Here is a 16,969-nt window from a genome sequence, read left to right as displayed (position 1 = left end):
CAGCTGGATCTCCCGCGCAGATGCCAATTTAAGCTCGAAGTGCAAACCCGTCCGCGCTGATGGCGCGAACGGCATCGTCAGCTTAACAAAGCTTGGACCGCGATATCGGATACTCGACCATGAAACCGAGATACTCTCTACCGCCGTTATTGATTTCCCACCTAAATCATTGCCCATCCCGTGTGGCGTTATAGGCCCCGGCGGTGGAAACATATTCTTGCGACTTAGCGCGAACTGCCCCATAAACATTGCTTTTGGTTTTGGTCATCTGGCACCTTTCTGTTCCGTGCATCAGTCCAAACTCACAGAGGAAAAGGCCTTCTAGGTGAAGCGGAAGGCTGGGTGTGTTTAGCAGGAGTAATGTAATTGGAACGACATTTTCCCGGAGTGGCCAAACACGACGCACGTCGTTGGGTGCGTTTGCCGCTTGTCATGACAGTCAGTCTGACGTTGCTCGGTGCGTGCGCGAGTCGCCCAAGAGGCGTTCTTGAGCCGGTGGCAGCCAATCCGTCAGCTGCTCAGGTCGAGATGTTGGTCACGACTACTCGAGATCGAGCGGGAACGCCTGGCGAGATGTTCAGTGGCGAGCGAGCACGCACTCCAACGTTCGCAGACATCACTGTCTCCATTCCACCTGAAACCGCTCGAAAGGCTGGTGAAGTCGCTTGGCCGCGCAGGCTTCCGGCAGATCCGGCGACGAATTTCGCAACGCTGAAAGCCGAGGAGATCGATCGTGGCACGGCGGAGAAATGGTTAGGTAATCATGTGCGTAAGAACCCTGACGGCAGTGTTCTCGTCTTTATACATGGATTCAACAACCATTTCGAGGATGCAGTCTTCCGTTTCGCGCAGATCGTTCACGATTCAGGAACAAGCAGCGTGCCAGTGCTCGCGACGTGGCCGTCGCGCGGGAATCTGCTTGCTTATGGCTACGACCGCGAAAGTACAAACTATACCCGCAATGCAGTGGAACATTTGTTCCAGTATTTGGCCCGGGATCCCGACGTGAAGGAGGTATCGATCCTGGCTCATTCGATGGGAAATTGGCTGGCACTGGAGTCCTTGCGGCAGATGGCCATCCGAAACGATGGTCTACCGAAAAAGTTCAAAAATGTGATGTTGGCAGCGCCGGACGTCGACGTCGACGTTTTCGGCTCGCAGATTGCCGACATGGGTGAGCAACGCCCGCGTTTCACACTTTTTGTCTCCCGTGACGATCGTGCGCTGGCCGTTTCCCGCCACCTCTGGGGAAATGCCTCCCGGTTAGGGGCAATCGATCCGGAGCAGTCACCTTATAGAGAAGAACTGGCGGCAAACGCGATCACCGTCATTGATCTGACCAAGGTTAAGGCCGGCGACAATCTGCACCACTCCAAGTTTGCGGAATCGCCCGAAATCGTTCAGCTGATCGGCCGCCGCCTGTCCGATGGCCAGACTCTCACTGACAATCGTCTTGGACTTGGTGACCATGTCGTCACGGCGACCGCGGGGGCCGCGCACACCTTGGGAACCGCTGCGGGCCTCGTTCTTTCGGCCCCCGTGGCTATCGTCGATCGAAACACACGGGAAAATTATATCCACCACGTCAGGTCTCTGGTCGGTCCCTCCGGCGGAGCAAGGTCGCGTACGACCGCCACGAAGGCCGTCGGCAAAGCAGGACATGCGCACAGCGGTAGATCTGTTCGAAATCGACATCTTCCGGCCGCTGCAGATAGCTTTGAAGGCAGTCTTTGAAAACCTGGTACGGCTTTCTCCACCGCAGTTCTTCATCGGGGGTGCGGCTCAAAAATAAGCACTGGGTGGGCACCCGAGCGACCGGCGGAACATGGCTGAAAAGGCGCTCGGACTGCTATAGCCGCATTCCAGGGCAACATCGAGAATGCTTCGGCCATCGGCCAGCAACACCAAAGCGTCGAGCATCCGCGCCTGCTGCCGCCAGTGACCGAAACTCATGCCTGTTTCACGCCTGAACAGCCGCATAAAGGTCGCGCGGCTCATACGAAGCATCGTGGCTGCCTCCTTGATGGGGATAGACACCGCCAGATCCTCGCGCATCTTCGCACACAGCCGCGCCAGGTCTGGTTGTTTCGGTGTTGGTAAACTGAGCGGCTGGGCGGGCTGGAATGACATTTCCATCAAAAACAGCCGGACGACGGCCTCCGTTCTGTCTCGACTTCCTGGCGTTTCGGCAAGATCAGCAAACTTCAGGATCAATTCCCGCAGGAGAGGTGTGATCTCCACCACCATGCACTCTTCGGGAAGGCCATGGATGCCACTTGTATCGATCAGAAGTGAACGGAACTGGACGCCCGCGCGGCTGGACGTCTCGTGCTCAAGCCTGGGCGGCAGCCAAACGGCTCGGCTTGGCGGGACGATCCACGTCCCCTCCTCCGTTTTGATTGATACGACCCCACTGACCGCATAGAGAAGCTGAGCCTGTTCGTGACTGTGCCTGGCCCCCGAAAAGCGGTGACCGTCATGCGCGAGGACGGCAATCTCGTTGGTAATGCTTACTCCGCTCTTCAAATTGATCCTTTCGCGACGATGAATGATCATCCTGCGTTAGAATATCAGCTTTGCGGCCGCTAGAGTAAGCCGTCCAACAGCAGAAAGTTCTCCTCAGGTGTCCGCCAGCAACAGCCTCATAGACCGCATCGAAGTACCGCATTCTGCGGCATTCGGCATGGTCGGCGCGTGCGCAGGCGCAGCCCATCCGCTTCGCTGCCCGGTGATTTCCCTGGCGCTGCGACTTACCGGCGGTCATCGGGCCTGACGGCTTCCCGATGACCGTAGTCGGCCGTGTCGAATCCTTCACGCATCGCACAGCAACGGATCACATCATGTTGACCAACCCTGAAGTCAAATATCAACCTTTCGTTTCTCCCATTGAACTGCAAGATCGGAAATGGACGTCCAACCGGCTGACGAAAGCGCCCCGCTGGCTGTCAACTGATCTGCGTGATGGCAATCAGGCGCTCGCCGATCCGATGGATGTCGAACGCAAGCTGCGTTTTTACGACATGCTGCTCGCCGTCGGCTTCAAGGAAATCGAGATCGCTTTCCCATCGGCGTCCCAAACCGAATTCGACTTCGTGCGCGCCCTGATCGCAAAAAACCGGATTCCCGATGACGTAACGATCCAGGTACTCACCCAATCCCGCAAGGACCTGATTGCCCGCACCTTTGAATCTCTGGAGGGAGCGCGCCAGGCGATCGTCCATCTCTACAACGCAACGGCTCCGCTGTTCCGTCGCGTCGTCTTCGGGATGGATAGGCATGAGATCGTCGATCTGGCCGTCACCGGCGTTACCGCGATACTGGAGGAAAGCCTGAAGCGACCTGAAACCGACTGGACCCTTGAATACTCGCCGGAAACGTTCTGCTTCACAGAGCCTGAATTCGCGCTCGATATTTGCGAACGGGTGCTGGACACCTGGCAGCCGACGCCGGAACGTCCAGTAATCCTAAACCTGCCGGCGACGGTCGAGGTGGCGACCCCGAATATATATGCTGACCAGATCGAGTGGTTTTGCCACAATATCTCGCGCCGCGATGCGGTAATCATCAGCGTTCATCCGCACAACGACCGGGGAACCGCCGTGGCAGCGGCCGAACAGGCATTGCTTGCCGGCGCGGATCGTGTCGAGGGTTGCCTGTTCGGCAATGGCGAGCGGACCGGCAATGTCGATCTTGTGACGCTGGCATTGAATTTCTACACACAGGGGATCGATCCGAAACTCTATTTCCCTGCGATCCGCGACGTAGTGAAGACCGTTGAGCATTGCAACGGACTGCCGGTGCATCCACGCCATCCCTATGCCGGAGAACTGGTGCATACCGCCTTCTCCGGCTCGCATCAGGACGCAATCCGAAAGGGGTTTACCGCCCACGGGAAGCGCAATGACGGCATTTGGGAGATGCCCTATCTTCCAATCGATCCTGCAGATATCGGCGAGACATATGAGGCAGTAATTCGTATCAACAGCCAGTCCGGCAAAGGAGGCGTCGCCTGGGTGGTTGAGCAGGACAAGGGCCTGAAACTGCCGCGGCCGCTCCAGACAGATCTCAGCCGCCGTGTCCAGGAGTTCGCTGATAATAGCGGTAAGGAAATCACGGCCGCGACGATCTGGTCGATCTTCGAGCAGGCTTACCATCTGAGCGGCCCGCAGGAATTCGAGCTGGTCAGCTATCAGGATGGGAGTGCGCGCAAAGCCGGGAACCAGCGCGTCTTTGCCGGGCGCATCCGTCACAAAGGTCGCGAAATCGCGATCACGGGGCGCGGCAACGGTCTGATCTCCAGCGCCGTCTCAGCACTGGAAGAAGGCTGCGGTGTCGTGCTGGAGGTGCTCGACTATCATGAACATGCTCTGAAACGGGGCACGGATTCGCAGGCAGTCGCCTATCTCGAATGCCGCTCTCGTGACGGCCGCATGATTTTCGGCGTTGGCATCGATGAAGATATCGCCACGGCTTCGGTCAAGGCCGTGCTCAGTGCTGCCAGCAACAGCTAACCCATTTTTACGGCCAGGTTTTCGGAGCCTGGCCGTAATCCCCTCACGAAAGGCGTGCTGCCTGGTTGTGAGCCAGCAATCAAGCATGGCGACCACGCGGGTCGACGTGCACATTTGTACTGCCTTCACCCACCGTTGACACAGCGGCAGTAGCCATGCCTCTGACATCCCTTTACGCCTTGCCTTTGACGAGTACGACTCTGAAAGCCATGCTGCAACCGGGCAACGGGCTTCTGGTGCAGACGTCAGTTTACCGGCCGATCCTCAATACTGTCGGCCACTGGGACCTGATCCGTCGTGATACGCCGTTAAACCGAAGAATGACGGCTGGACCATCGATATTTCCGCCTTCACCGATGAACTTTCCTGTTCCAGAGATTTCCTGTTATGCAATCCGCAGAACCCGACCGGCAAGGTCTTTACGGCGGAAGAGCTGAAGACAATCGTGGGCCTTTGCCAGAAGCAGAACTCCGCATAATCATCGAACCGGACGCAGCGGTTCAGGCTCTGGAGGCAATTCCGGGCCGGCAGCTTGTGGAGATACGCCGCGAAATTGACGATCTGGTGGGCGCGACCGCCTATCATACCGACGCTCACTGGCTCTCCGACTGTTGCGGCAACGACGTCATGGCAGGCGCGCTGCGAGGATTGCGCGCGACCACCCGGTTGTTCGAGATCGGCAACCTAAAGGATCGACTGACACCTGACTCGACCGAACATCTTATCATCATCGACGCCTTGCAGAACAAGGATGCAGACGCCGTGAGGCGCTCGACCTCATCACATGTCGAAAGCCTCATTGGTTTCGCCAGGCGCCACTTGCGAACGTCCGACTAGATCGAGACACACCACGCTCGCGCCCACCCCATAGCTTTGTCTGCGATCAGAACAAGCAGCATGTCAGGCCTTGTGGCGAGGAATACGTCGCTAACACCGGCGCAAATTCCAGTTCATTCCACAAGTCTCATCCTGTGTATCCTTGGGTGTCGGCGACCAATACGGCAGCATGCATCAGCTGGCTTGAACCTGTCTGCGGCGGTCCGCATGCTCCGGCAGTTTCAGGGATGACTCCACCCGCTAACATGGCAGCGGACGCATGAATGACCGCTCATAGCTGACGATGCTGCGGTTGCGCTTGTCCAGTTCATAGGCTGCGACGCACTCCGGGTCGGTGGCCATCCTGATCCGGTAGTCTTCGTAAGCTGCGAGGCTGGGGAAACTGAAGAGCGCCAGCGCGATGTTGTTGGCGCCCTCGCCCGGCAGGAAGTACCCATGATGCGTCCCGCCCATCCGGTTGACGATCGGGATCCAGAGCCGCGCATATTCCTCAAATTCAGGAAGCTTGTACGGGTCAACGACGTATCTGAGGTAGCAGGTAATCAATCAGGAAACTCCTTCGATGGTGATAACGGACCTGGGACCGGAATGATCCGACAAGGGAAACGCCTTGTTCTCAAAATTCAAGGGAGGATGCCGGTGCAAGGCTGATGCGGTGATCGGTAAAGGGGCGAGCCTACCGGTTATCTTCTTGTGACGTGATGCGGGAGAGCGGTCCGCTCACGCTGCACCGAAAGCCCTCCTGAGCAAAGGCTATGTCAGGAACATTGCCCAGCAACGCCCCCAGGGCAGACCGCACATAGCGGGTGCCGTAACCTTGACGCGTCGGTTCACGCACGGTCGGACCGCCTGCCTCGACCCAGTTCAGGGAAAAGACGGAACCGCTCGTCCGGGTAACTGCCCATATGATTTCGACGTTACCGTCAGGATGGGACAACGCGCCATATTTTATCGCGTTTGTTATGAGCTCGTGCAGACACAACGCAATCGTAGTTCCCGCCTCCCGGCTGACCATGACTTCCGGTCCATTCACTTTAACGCGGCTGACGCCATCGCTGTTGTAGGGAGAAACCGTTAAAGCCACGACCGCCGAAAGAGATACCTCCTCGCCACCAGCCTCGAAGACAGCTGTATGCACATTGGAAAGTGCCTGCAGGCGGCCTGTAAAATCGCGAGCCAAATCCTCAACGGTCATCGCGCCACGCTTGGTCATCTGGAAGATTGAGGTAACACTTGCCAGAATGTTCTTCACCCGGTGATTCAACTCCAGGCGGAGCTCTCGTTCACGCTCAAGGGAATCACGAACCTGGCGTTGGCGCAGTCGGACAAGCAGATTCGATTGAATCGCGTTTACCAGTTCCAGCGGCGCGATGGGACGTGTGTGAAACAGGAGCCGCGCGCCCGGCCACGAACGCTGCAAGCGACCGCGAATTCTTTCGAGTGGCACCGTGCGCTCCAAAAGGACGATGATGGGCACTTCTGACCAGTCGGGCTGCTCGGCAAGATGTGTGGCAATTCGCGCGACAACGTCCGGATTGAGCGCCTCGTGGGTGATGACGATGATGCCCGGGAACAAAGCGAGATGCTCGACAAGATCGCCATCCGCCCTGGCGGCCTTTACCCCGACCTTCTGTTCATGGAGGAAAGCGGCGACGTAGTCGGCGTCCTTGCGAAACGGAGCAAGAACGAGCACCCAGTCCAGATTGTTTTCGCCCGGAACGACATTCATTTCGGATCAGGCAGAGGATTATAGGCCACAACACTGACGCTTCCGCTTTCGATCAGCAGTTCGCGAATATTGAGGTCGTGCGGACCGTGGCGCTTTTTAACGACGGTGATGTTTCGACGCAGGCGCCCTTCATGCTCCATGATCCGAAGAAGGAGAACGGTATCGCCGAGAAAGCTGACATCGACATCGATGCCGATATTCTGGCCAATCAGACCGTGCTGAGCCACGATCAGCATGGTCAGGACTCCGGAACGGGCGAGATATTTTAGAAGCGACTGGATATCGCGAACCGCTTTTTCCCGGTGCGGCAAGGAGTTGAGATAACCCGTCAGGCTGTCGATCACGACGACGCGCGACTTGTTTTGTGTCACGGCATCCTGGACGATCTGCCCGAATTCCCCGGGCGAAATTTCATTCGGACTGAAATCGCGCAGGATCAGCTTGCCGTCCTTGTGGAACTGCCTCAGCTCCATGCCCAGACCTTCGGATCGGCGGAAAAATGTTTCAAGCCGCTCTTCAAACAGGAACAGCGCAACATTCTCGCCACGTTCCAGTGCTGCCGTCGCATAGAGCGATGACATTGTCGATTTGCCGGTACCGGACTGCCCGATGACAAGGGTCGTGGTTCCGGCTTCCTGACCGCCGCCAAACATTTCATCGAGTTCGGCGACGCCGGACTTGATCAGGGGCGCTTTCGCGTTCTCGGATGCGGTGCTCGGCATGATGCGGGGGAACACCACGACACCCTCCCCCTCACGAATTGCCATATCATGATAGCCATCGGCGATTGGTACGCCGCGCATCTTGGAAACTTCGATGCGGCGGCGCACTCCGCCGTACTCCTCGAGCGACTTGTCAAACCGGATGACGCCGTGCGCCAGTCCCTCGACCTCTTCGCCGCTGCGGTCGAAACCAGCTGTCTGCGTGTCCAAAAGCAGTGCGACAACGTCCTGCTTTGCAAGAAAGGACTTAAAGCCGATCAGTTCGCGGCGAAAGCGTGGGGAATCCCCGGTGATCAGGCGGATTTCGAGCAGGGAATCGTAGACAAGACGGCGAGGCTTATGCTCCTCAATTGCCGCTTCGACGGCTTTTCGGGTTTCGTCCAGCCGGAGATCCGTAGTGAGGAAGATGCTTTGATCATCGGCCTCGCTCACCGTGCCCGACGTCGACAGCTCCTCGACGCGAATTCCCTCAAGCGTCCACCCATGTGAGAAGGCAATTGCCTCGAGCTCCGCGGCAGTCTGCGACAGTGTAACGTAAATACAGCGTTCGCCCGCCTCGACGCCAGCACGCAGAAACTGCAGCGCGGCTGTCGTCTTACCGGAGCCGGGCGCCCCCTGAAGCATATAGAGGTTCGACGCGGGCAGGCCACCGCGCAGAATCTCGTCAAGTCCAGCAATTCCAGTGCTGACAACCGCGGGTTTTTTCCGTTTGGACATATTCGTCTTCCGCCACAATGCCTGCTGCATATTGAAATCGAAGGCAGCCTCGTCCAGGGAGAAGCCTTATTGTTATATGTGGCTTTTTCAAAACATCAACAACGTGCAGCGCCTTATGAAAAGTCTCGATCCTGATCGTGATGTTGCACGACCACCGCGATCGCTGCATGCAATTGCGGGCGGCGACTGGGTCGTAGATACGCCTGAGACAAGAACACTCCAGGTCAGCGATGTCACCGACGTAATCGACACGCTATTTTCCGACATAAACGGGGCTGACGCCGCTTTGCCACATTCGCGATTGCACCCGCGCATGGACCGGACTGCGGTTTCCGTATCAACTCACAATTTATTGTGGTTGCCCTTCGGAGCAATATGGCCTTGTCTGTAGGCTTACACTCTTCACGGGAGGGAAAATGATGTCCATAAAAACAGCAACTCGCGCCACTCTACTGGCAGGATCGCTTCTGATTGGCGCCAGTTCTGCACTTGCAGAAACAGTACTTCACCGCGGCAATTCCGGAGAGCCGCAAACGCTCGATCAGGCGCAGACCTCGATCAACATCGAAGCCTTTATCCTGAAAGACCTTTATGAAGGTCTCACCATTTACGATGCTGCCGGCAAGATCGTTCCCGGCACGGCGGAAAGCTGGACCCTCTCTGAAGATGGCACCGTCTACACGTTCAAGCTACGTGCAGACGCGAAGTGGTCGGACGGCACCCCGGTAGTGGCTGGAGATTTTGTTTTCTCCTACCAGCGCGTCGAAGACCCAAAGACCGCAGCAAAATATGCGAATATTCTTTACCCGATCAAAAATGCCGAAAAGATAAACAAGGGCGAAACTTCGGTTGAGCAGCTTGGCGTGAAGGCGGTGGACGACAAAACCCTTGAGATCACGCTTGAGCGCCCGACACCTTTCTTCCTTGAGCTCCTTGCACATCAGACGGCTCTGCCAGTCTCCAAGGCAAGCTTTGAGAAGAACGGCACCAACTTCGTAAAGCCGGGTGTCATGGTATCGAACGGAGCTTACAAGCTCGAAGCGCATGTTCCCAATGACAGCCTGACGGTCGTCAAGAACACCAGTTTCTGGGACGCGCCGAACACCAAAATCGACAAGGTCATCTTCTATCCGATCGACGACCAGGCCGCATCCGTTCGTCGTTTCGAAGCAAAGGAAATGGACCTCGCCTACAACTTTTCCGCAGACCAGATTGATCGTCTGCGCAAGACCTACGGTGAACAGGTTCACGTATCGCCCACGCTTGCTACCTACTACTATACTTTCGACACGCGCGAAGCGCCGTATAACGATGTCCGCGTCCGTCAAGCCCTGTCCATGGCAGTCGACCGCGATTTCCTCGCCAAGGAAATCTACAGCGGTTCGCAGGTTCCCGCCTACTCCATGGTTCCTCCGGGCATGGATTCCTACGGCGAGCCTTCAAAAGCCGATTTTGCGACGCTGTCGCAGCTCGATCGTGAAGACGAAGCCGTCAAACTCATGAAGGAGGCCGGTTACGGCGAGGGCGGCAAGCCGCTTTCCGTCGAGATTCGCTACAACACAAACCCGAACCATGAACGCGTTGCCACCGCCATTGCGGATATGTGGAAGAATACCTTTGGCGCCAATGTGTCGTTGGTGAACCTCGACGTTGCCTCGCACTATGGCTACCTCCAGGAAGGCGGCAAATTCAACGTGGCGCGTGCCGGGTGGGTTGCCGACTATGCGGATGCGGAAAACTTCCTCGCCCTTTCGGTATCCTCCAACAAGACCTTCAACTACTCGAAATTCAATAACGCCGAATATGATGCGCTGATGCAGAAATCCTATGCCGAACAGGATCCTGCCTCTCGCTCCAGGCTGCTGCATGAGGCAGAAACCATCCTCATGAAGGAACAGCCGGTTGCTCCGCTTCTGACGCAGGCAGACCTGTGGCTGGTTTCCAACCGCGTGAAGGGTTGGGAAGACAATGCTGCCAACGAACACCTCAGCCGCTTCCTGAGCGTTTCCGAATAAGCAGTGCTGGCACGGTGGCCGAAACCACCGTGCCATGCCGGAGCCTGAAAAATCATGATTTCATTTATCCTGCGCCGTCTGGCGAGCGCCGTGCCGACATTGTTTATCGTTGTCACGATTTCTTTTTTCCTGATGCGTTTCGCACCGGGCGGTCCGTTCAACCTCGAACGCCCCCTGCCTCCGCAGACCATGGAAAACCTGATGAGAACCTATCACCTGGATGAGCCACTGTGGCGCCAGTATTTCATCTATCTCGGCAATGCCGTCACCGGCGATTTCGGTCCGAGCTACATCTACAAGGACAACACCGTCGCCCAGTTGATCGGCAAGGGTCTGCCTTATTCGCTGGAGCTTGGTTCTTACGCTCTTTTGCTTGCGCTGGCCGGCGGCATTCTTGCCGGCACCTTTGCCGCGCTCAGGCAAAATAGTGCCTTAGATTTCTCGATCATGTCCATCTCGACGATCGGTATCACCGTGCCGAACTTCGTCGTCGCACCTGTCCTCACGCTTATCTTCGCGGTGTTGCTTGGCCTTCTGCCTGCAGGTAGCTGGGGTGACGGGTCGCTACGATATCTCATTCTTCCGATGATCGCGCTCGCTCTGCCGCAGCTTGCGGTCATCGCGCGTCTGACGCGAGGTGCGATGATCGAGGCTCTGCGCATGGACCATATCCGCACCGCCAGGGCTTATGGCCTCCCGGCTCGCAGCGTCGTGGTGTTTCACGCGATGCGCGCGGCGATGCTGCCGGTCGTCTCCTATCTGGCGCCTTGCGCCGCAGCGCTGCTGACGGGCTCGGCGGTCATCGAGACGATCTTCACCATTCCGGGGGTCGGCCGCTACTTCGTTCTTGGCGCCATCAACCGTGACTACACGCTGGTCATGGGAACCGTCGTTCTCGTCGCCATTTTTGTCATCCTGTTCAATCTCGTGGTCGATATTCTCTACGGCCTGCTAGATCCGAGGGTGAGACATGACTGATATCTCCGGCAATACCGCCCCTCAACCGTCGGTGAAAAGCCGAAGCCTGTTCCAGCTTGCCGCCCTGCGTTTCAGACGAAACAAGGCCGCCATGGCTGGCTCCATCATGCTGGCTCTGATCACACTTTTCTCATTTATCGGCCCGCATTTCCTCTCACACACCTATGATCAGGTGTTTTCGTCCTATGTCTCCGTCGCGCCAGGTCTCGAGCCACGTCCGGACGTAAACAACCTTCAGGACGTCATGGAAGGTGTGGCAGGCCGCGCACGCGTCGAACTGAAGGAATTTGCCGTCGAAGGGCAGACCTTCACGGCAACCGTCACCTCCAGCGGCCCGATTGACCCGCGCACGACACGCTATTTCGACCGTGCCAACGAATTCGAAAACACGAAGGTCGTTGCAAAGGAAGATGATGGACGAACGCTGAAGCTGGAAGGCGATGTAAATCGCGAGTACTTCTTCTTCGGCACGGATTCCAACGGTCGCGACATGCTGGCCCGCGTAATGCTGGGCGGGCAGATCTCGATCGCCGTAGGCATTCTGGCCAGCCTCGTTTCGCTCGGAATTGGCGTTCTTTACGGCGCAACCGCGGGATACATCGGGGGGCGTGTCGACAATATGATGATGCGTTTCGTCGAAATCCTCTATTCGCTGCCCTTCGTCTTTCTGGTCGTGGTTCTGGTGGTTTTCTTCGGGCGTAGCTTCATCCTGATCTTCCTCGTCATTGGCGCGGTGGAATGGCTGGATATGGCGCGTATCGTGCGTGGCCAGACGCTTGCCCTGAAACGGCGGGAATTTGTGGGGGCAGCCCAGGCTTTGGGTTTGAGCGACTGGCAGATCATCCGCCGTCACATCATCCCCAACACCATCAGTCCTGTGGTCGTCTTCGTGACGGTCGTCGTACCAAAGGTCATTCTTCTGGAAAGCTTTCTCTCCTTCCTGGGTCTCGGCGTTCAGGCGCCACTCACCAGCTGGGGTGCGCTCATTTCCGAAGGCGCCAACAATATTCAGTCGGCCCCTTGGCTGCTGATATTCCCGGCAATCTTCTTCGTACTGACGCTTTTTTCGCTGAATTTCGTAGGCGATGGGTTGCGCGACGCACTCGATCCCAAGGATCGTTGACATGAACACGACATCTGAAAACATTCTCACCGTCCGCAATCTCAAGGTCGATTTCACCACGCCAGACGGCACGGTCAGCGCCGTCAAAGGCATCGATCTCCACGTCAGGCAGGGAGAAACACTTGCTGTCGTTGGAGAATCCGGCTCCGGCAAAAGCCAGACCATGATGGGCATCATGGGCCTGCTGGCTTCCAACGGTGTTATCCAGGGTTCAGCTCAATATCGTGGACGCGAATTGATAGGCCTGCCGGTCAAAGAGCTGAACAATATCCGGGGCGCGAAAATCACCATGATTTTCCAGGAGCCGATGACCTCACTCGATCCGCTCTACAGGATCGGCGCGCAGATCGCCGAACCAATCCTCCACCACCGGGGAGGAAGCAAGAAGGAGGCGAGGGCACGCGTTCTCGAACTTCTGAGGCTTGTCGGTATACCTGACCCGGAACGGCGGATCGACAGCTACCCACATGAGCTTTCCGGCGGCCAGCGCCAGCGCGTCATGATCGCCATGGCGCTGGCAAACGAGCCGGATATTCTGATCGCGGATGAGCCAACCACCGCGCTCGACGTGACAATTCAGGCGCAGATCCTCGATCTCCTGAAGTCGTTGCAGCAGCGCTTCGGCATGGCTGTGGTGCTGATCACGCACGATCTCGGTGTGGTCAGGCATTTTGCCGATCGTGTAGCGGTTATGCGTCGCGGCGAGATCGTTGAATCCGGTGCGACGGAAGACATCTTCGAGCGCCCGCAGGCGGATTATACGAGGATGCTTCTCGATGCCGAACCCAGTGGGCACAAGCTGCCTGTCGGTAAAGAGGCACCGGTCGTTCTCTCCGGCCAGGACGTGACGATTGATTATGTGATTCCGGGCGGCTTTCTGTCGAAGTCGCGGGAGTTTCGGGCCGTGGACAGCGTAAGTGTAAATCTTCATCAAGGGCAGACCATCGGCATCGTCGGTGAATCCGGATCAGGCAAGTCCACGCTTGGCCGCGCGCTTCTGCGTCTTGTAACTGCGAAGGGCCGCATTTTCTTCGGCAGGACAGAAATCAGCAGACTTGGCAGGAAGGCAATGAGACCATTGCGACGACAGTTACAGCTTGTGTTCCAGGATCCCTATGGTTCGCTTTCGCCAAGACAGACCGTGGGGGAGATTATTACTGAGGGTCTCTTTGTGCACGAGCCACAGCTCAGCCGCGCGGAGAGAGACGAGCGGGCAATCGAAGCGCTGAAAGAAGTCGGTCTCGATCCCGCCGCCCGCAATCGATACCCGCACGAGTTTTCAGGCGGGCAGCGCCAGCGTATCGCAATCGCCCGCGCGATCATCCTCAAGCCGGACGTTGTCATTCTCGACGAACCTACATCTGCGCTGGACCGATCCATTCAAGGACAAGTTATCGACCTGCTGCGTAATCTGCAGAAAACGCACGGCCTTTCCTACATTTTCATCAGCCACGATCTCTCTGTCATCAAGGCCATTTCGGATTACGTCATCGTAATGAGAAACGGGAAGATTGAAGAGGAAGGAGAAACGGACGCGATATTTAATCGGCCAGCGGCTGAATATACGAAAACACTGATCAAATCTGCGTTTTCGGCCGAAGTAAAATTATAGGTATATCTAGGTTTATCGAGGCGTTTTCTGGCTATATTATAAAAATCATCGTTTCTGGAGGCATGTTTATATTTTCGCGGCCACGCCTTTCGGCGACGCCAGCTTCCCATGACTAACACCATTCGTCTTTTGTACAGGCAGGTGACAGAGCGATAGGCTTAGAAGGATGACACCGGGGCATCATCTTCAGATTTTAGCCGCGGTGAGCAGGTGAATAAATGCCGACCATGGAGCGGATGTTGGTTATGGGATGGCCTGCCCTTCCGAGAACATAGAGTATGATGTCTCGTCATTGAAGGAAGAGGAGCCAGATCATGACGATTTCGATACTTGGCATCGACATAGGAAAGAAGAGCTGCAGTTCATGATTGGAGGATGAGATGATGAATGCTCTGCCCCCTACCGCCACCGATCTGCTGCGCCGCAGCCTGGACAGGTTTCTGGCCAAGGACATGAAAGGCTGGACCGACCTCTGCGCCGAGGATGTCGTGGCGGAATTTCCGTTCGCCCCGCCGGGCTCGCCGACGTGGATCGAAGGTCGCCCGGCTCTTTATGAATATCTGCGCAACTATCCTGATGCCATCGATGTCCGCTCGCTCCCGACCCTGCGCACCTATGCAACCGATGACGCAAATGTCGCCATCGCCGAATGGGGCGCTTCCGGTCTCGTCGTGAGCAACGCCAATCCTTATGACATGAGCTACGCCACCTCCGTAACGTTCCGCGACGGGCTCATCGTCAACTACCGCGAATACTGGAACCCGCAGGCCTTCCTGAAGGCCATGGGCGGCGCCGGCTTTTGATCCGATCCCCTTGAACTATGGAAAGTCATCATGACCAATCGATTGCAGGACAAGGTCTGTGTCATTACCGGGACCGGCGGCAGCAGAGGCCGCGGGGCGGCCCTTCGATTTGCCGAAGAAGGTGCACTCGTCGTCGGTTGCGACACCGACGCGATCACCGGACAGGAGACCGTCGGTCTGCTTTGGGCCGCGGGCTTCGAGATGATCTCGCTGCATCCCGCGGATCTCGGGACCATGGCTGGTTGTCAGGCGCTCGTTGATCTCGCGGTCGCTGAACACGGTCGCATCGATGTGCTCTTCAACAATGCGGCGATGGCTCATTTCAACTGGATCGAGGACATCACCGAGGAAGAATGGCGTCACAACAACCGCGATGAGTGTCGTTTTGCATTCAATCGTAAGATTCCAGTCCCAACAATTTCAACAAGATAGCCCGGCGCTTAATTTGAGATTCTAGCCTCGTTTTTTGGCAGCTAATGTGAGATTCGCCGCCGGGAAAAATGGCTGCCTACGGCCAGCTTCCGTCCTAAAAGGCCATATCTTACAGAAGCTTATTGCAGAACCGACAGACTCAAGGCGCTGAAAAACGCACCGAATAATCTCAAATTAGGTGCCATCACCAGCCGGAACGGGCGCATTCTTAAAAATAAATGCTAAACGACAACCGGCAGTCGGCAAGGTCCTGATCGGCATCCTGCGGCAGAGGCAGTGGCAAACGCATCTCGATAAAATACCGTCATCCTATCCCAAGGACGCCGCCCAGATCGCGGCGGACTTCAAGAACGCCCAGCGCACCAACCTCGCGGTCGACATGGACGAGGTGAATTTCGGCACGTGCGGCATCGCATCAAGTTTCGAGGCCAACAATGGCCTGCGTGTCGCCTGTTCCATCAATGGTGCGACTGTCTATTTCGGAGGTAACCGGATGGAAGAGCTGGCACCCGTGGTCAAGCGGCTTGCGACAGAACTGAAAGCCCCCCCTAAACCAGCATATGGCCGGCCTTGAGTTCGATCCCCGTTCCATTCAAGGGCTGCGGTAACGGGCCCTGGCTTTCGCTGCTGGTCCGATCTGGGTGGACCAGCCAAGCCGTTCACCGTGACGCAAACTCATCCGGTCGCCGGTGTTTTTGCACGGTTCGCCGCGAAATGGCGGTCCAAAGCTGCTCATCTGGAACGAAAGATTTGCGGAACCAGTCAGTGGCCGATCGAGTTGATCCATGCGACCATGGAATCGATGCCCTTTAGCCGCACTTGGCCCCAACACTCCGTCCGGTCTCAGGATCGGTCTCGACCGTCACGCAGTCCTCTCTGAAGTCCTGGTCCACCACCTGACCCAGTTCGATCTGGAGAACGGTCTTCGAGTTTGTGACCCGCATCGCCTCCGCGTCTGTGGTCTCTGGCTTGCACAGCAGACATTGGGCGGCATCAAAGTTGCATGGCGCATTGGCTTGTCGAAGCATTATCGCCGCTGCATGATCGCCAGCACTGGAACGCCAAGAATCACAGCGAGCTTGAGCACGGGTTCGATCACATCGGGAATGGTGAACCGCGCCAGTTTCCCCGGCGCGATTTTTATCTCTGAGTATCCTATACGCTCAGTCCAGCCGGTATGCGATCACCGAATCGCCTGGTGTGGTGCCGAGCGAGCCGTGGCCGCCGACAGCAACGACGATATACTGCTTGCCATCCTTGCCGCGATAGGTCATCGGCGTTGCCTGGCCACCGGCCGGAAGCGCCATTTTCCACAACACTTCACCAGTCTGCATGTCGTAGCCCCGGATCGCGTCGTCGAGGGCTGCAGCCGTGAAGGCCACGCCGCCGGCGGTCGTCAGCGTGCCGCCATGAGCAAGCATGCCCATTTCGAACGGGATCGGAAACTTCACGCCGGCGAACTTCTGTCCGGCGACGGTACCGTTCCTGTA

The 16,969-nt window shown here is 57.0% G+C and carries 15 protein-coding genes and 2 pseudogenes; 12 read left to right on the top strand and 5 right to left on the bottom strand.

From position 1 onward, the window contains the following. The first annotated feature begins 432 nt into the window (after positions 1-432). Positions 433-1,734 carry an alpha/beta hydrolase gene (locus QSK43_RS24240; protein ID WP_332305680.1) on the top strand — a complete coding sequence of 434 codons (1,302 nt, stop codon included), beginning with the start codon at positions 433-435 and terminating at the stop codon, positions 1,732-1,734. 48 nt (positions 1,735-1,782) lie between these two features. On the opposite strand, the gene QSK43_RS24235 is transcribed toward QSK43_RS24240, so the two are convergent. Next, positions 1,783-2,556, bottom strand: a complete 774-nt coding sequence (locus QSK43_RS24235; RefSeq protein WP_332305613.1) for an AraC family transcriptional regulator — start codon at positions 2,554-2,556, stop codon at positions 1,783-1,785. A 284-nt stretch (positions 2,557-2,840) separates the two neighbouring features. On the opposite strand from QSK43_RS24235, the gene leuA reads away from it, so the two are divergent. The 3 genes from leuA to QSK43_RS24225 all read left to right on the top strand — a co-directional run bounded on the left by leuA (position 2,841) and on the right by QSK43_RS24225 (position 5,348). After that, positions 2,841-4,511 carry a 2-isopropylmalate synthase gene (leuA, locus tag QSK43_RS24230; RefSeq protein WP_332305612.1) on the top strand — a complete coding sequence of 557 codons (1,671 nt, stop codon included), beginning with the start codon at positions 2,841-2,843 and terminating at the stop codon, positions 4,509-4,511. A 334-nt stretch (positions 4,512-4,845) separates the two neighbouring features. Beyond that, positions 4,846-4,989, top strand: coding sequence for an aminotransferase class I/II-fold pyridoxal phosphate-dependent enzyme (locus tag QSK43_RS27225; RefSeq protein WP_442967887.1), 144 nt, complete (start codon positions 4,846-4,848; stop codon positions 4,987-4,989). Beyond that, entirely contained in the window at positions 4,965-5,348 is a 384-nt protein-coding gene (locus QSK43_RS24225) for an FCD domain-containing protein (protein ID WP_442967886.1), read from the top strand. Before QSK43_RS27225 ends, QSK43_RS24225 begins: the two co-directional genes overlap by 25 nt. A 240-nt stretch (positions 5,349-5,588) precedes the next feature. Here QSK43_RS24225 and QSK43_RS24220 read toward each other — a convergent pair whose 3' ends face one another. From QSK43_RS24220 to QSK43_RS24210, 3 genes are all read right to left on the bottom strand, one after another. Further along, a complete protein-coding gene (locus QSK43_RS24220) occupies positions 5,589-5,894 on the bottom strand; it encodes an NIPSNAP family protein (RefSeq protein ID WP_332305611.1) in 306 nt (101 codons plus the stop codon). Between the two features lie 130 nt (positions 5,895-6,024). Next, positions 6,025-7,077 carry a sensor histidine kinase gene (locus QSK43_RS24215; protein WP_332305610.1) on the bottom strand — a complete coding sequence of 351 codons (1,053 nt, stop codon included), beginning with the start codon at positions 7,075-7,077 and terminating at the stop codon, positions 6,025-6,027. Continuing rightward, the gene (locus tag QSK43_RS24210) at positions 7,074-8,516 is read right to left on the bottom strand and encodes an ATPase domain-containing protein (RefSeq protein ID WP_332305609.1); all 1,443 of its coding nucleotides are present in this window, start codon (positions 8,514-8,516) and stop codon (positions 7,074-7,076) included. Before QSK43_RS24210 ends, QSK43_RS24215 begins: the two co-directional genes overlap by 4 nt. 157 nt (positions 8,517-8,673) lie before the next feature. Between QSK43_RS24210 and QSK43_RS24205 the strand changes: the two are divergent. From QSK43_RS24205 to QSK43_RS24170, 8 genes and pseudogenes are all read left to right on the top strand, one after another. Then, positions 8,674-8,824, top strand: a pseudogene (locus QSK43_RS24205) (ribosome small subunit-dependent GTPase A); the annotation flags it as partial. Positions 8,825-8,935: 111 nt separating this feature from the next. After that, positions 8,936-10,531 (top strand): peptide ABC transporter substrate-binding protein, encoded by a 1,596-nt coding sequence (locus QSK43_RS24200; RefSeq protein ID WP_332305679.1) that lies wholly within the window; start codon positions 8,936-8,938, stop codon positions 10,529-10,531. Between the two features lie 54 nt (positions 10,532-10,585). After that, positions 10,586-11,509 carry an oligopeptide ABC transporter permease OppB gene (gene oppB, locus QSK43_RS24195; protein ID WP_332305608.1) on the top strand — a complete coding sequence of 308 codons (924 nt, stop codon included), beginning with the start codon at positions 10,586-10,588 and terminating at the stop codon, positions 11,507-11,509. Next, positions 11,502-12,632: an ABC transporter permease gene (locus QSK43_RS24190; RefSeq protein ID WP_332305607.1), complete on the top strand. Its 1,131-nt coding sequence runs from the start codon at positions 11,502-11,504 to the stop codon at positions 12,630-12,632. The genes oppB and QSK43_RS24190 overlap by 8 nt, the downstream gene beginning before the upstream one ends. A 1-nt stretch (position 12,633) precedes the next feature. Continuing rightward, positions 12,634-14,244, top strand: a complete 1,611-nt coding sequence (locus QSK43_RS24185) for an ABC transporter ATP-binding protein (protein WP_332305606.1) — start codon at positions 12,634-12,636, stop codon at positions 14,242-14,244. Between the two features lie 380 nt (positions 14,245-14,624). Continuing rightward, the gene (locus QSK43_RS24180) at positions 14,625-15,047 is read left to right on the top strand and encodes a nuclear transport factor 2 family protein (protein WP_332305605.1); all 423 of its coding nucleotides are present in this window, start codon (positions 14,625-14,627) and stop codon (positions 15,045-15,047) included. A 30-nt stretch (positions 15,048-15,077) separates the two neighbouring features. Continuing rightward, positions 15,078-15,479: an SDR family NAD(P)-dependent oxidoreductase gene (locus QSK43_RS24175; RefSeq protein ID WP_332305604.1), complete on the top strand. Its 402-nt coding sequence runs from the start codon at positions 15,078-15,080 to the stop codon at positions 15,477-15,479. 178 nt (positions 15,480-15,657) lie between these two features. Further along, on the top strand, positions 15,658-16,053 hold the full coding sequence (locus QSK43_RS24170) for a hypothetical protein (RefSeq protein WP_332305603.1): 396 nt from the start codon (positions 15,658-15,660) through the stop codon (positions 16,051-16,053). 589 nt (positions 16,054-16,642) lie between these two features. Here the strand turns inward: QSK43_RS24170 and QSK43_RS24165 are convergent. After that, a pseudogene (locus tag QSK43_RS24165) lies at positions 16,643-16,969 on the bottom strand (membrane-bound PQQ-dependent dehydrogenase, glucose/quinate/shikimate family); the annotation flags it as partial.

The organism is Rhizobium sp. GR12 (assembly GCF_036596185.1).
GTDB classification, from domain to species: domain Bacteria; phylum Pseudomonadota; class Alphaproteobacteria; order Rhizobiales; family Rhizobiaceae; genus Agrobacterium; species Agrobacterium nepotum.
The sequence above is the reverse complement of the archived record's forward strand: the minus strand, read 5'-3'. Positions and strand labels throughout refer to the sequence as shown.

Bases quoted from the DNA above. Each gene is read 5' to 3' on its own strand.
- QSK43_RS24240 (WP_332305680.1), top strand. From the start codon at position 433: ATGACAGTCAGTCTGACGTTGCTCGGTGCGTGCGCGAGTCGCCCAAGA.
- QSK43_RS24235 (WP_332305613.1), bottom strand. From the start codon at position 2,556: ATGATCATTCATCGTCGCGAAAGGATCAATTTGAAGAGCGGAGTAAGC.
- leuA (WP_332305612.1), top strand. From the start codon at position 2,841: ATGTTGACCAACCCTGAAGTCAAATATCAACCTTTCGTTTCTCCCATT.
- QSK43_RS24215 (WP_332305610.1), bottom strand. From the start codon at position 7,077: ATGAATGTCGTTCCGGGCGAAAACAATCTGGACTGGGTGCTCGTTCTT.
- QSK43_RS24210 (WP_332305609.1), bottom strand. From the start codon at position 8,516: ATGTCCAAACGGAAAAAACCCGCGGTTGTCAGCACTGGAATTGCTGGA.
- QSK43_RS24200 (WP_332305679.1), top strand. From the start codon at position 8,936: ATGTCCATAAAAACAGCAACTCGCGCCACTCTACTGGCAGGATCGCTT.
- oppB (WP_332305608.1), top strand. From the start codon at position 10,586: ATGATTTCATTTATCCTGCGCCGTCTGGCGAGCGCCGTGCCGACATTG.
- QSK43_RS24190 (WP_332305607.1), top strand. From the start codon at position 11,502: ATGACTGATATCTCCGGCAATACCGCCCCTCAACCGTCGGTGAAAAGC.
- QSK43_RS24185 (WP_332305606.1), top strand. From the start codon at position 12,634: ATGAACACGACATCTGAAAACATTCTCACCGTCCGCAATCTCAAGGTC.
- QSK43_RS24180 (WP_332305605.1), top strand. From the start codon at position 14,625: ATGATGAATGCTCTGCCCCCTACCGCCACCGATCTGCTGCGCCGCAGC.
- QSK43_RS24175 (WP_332305604.1), top strand. From the start codon at position 15,078: ATGACCAATCGATTGCAGGACAAGGTCTGTGTCATTACCGGGACCGGC.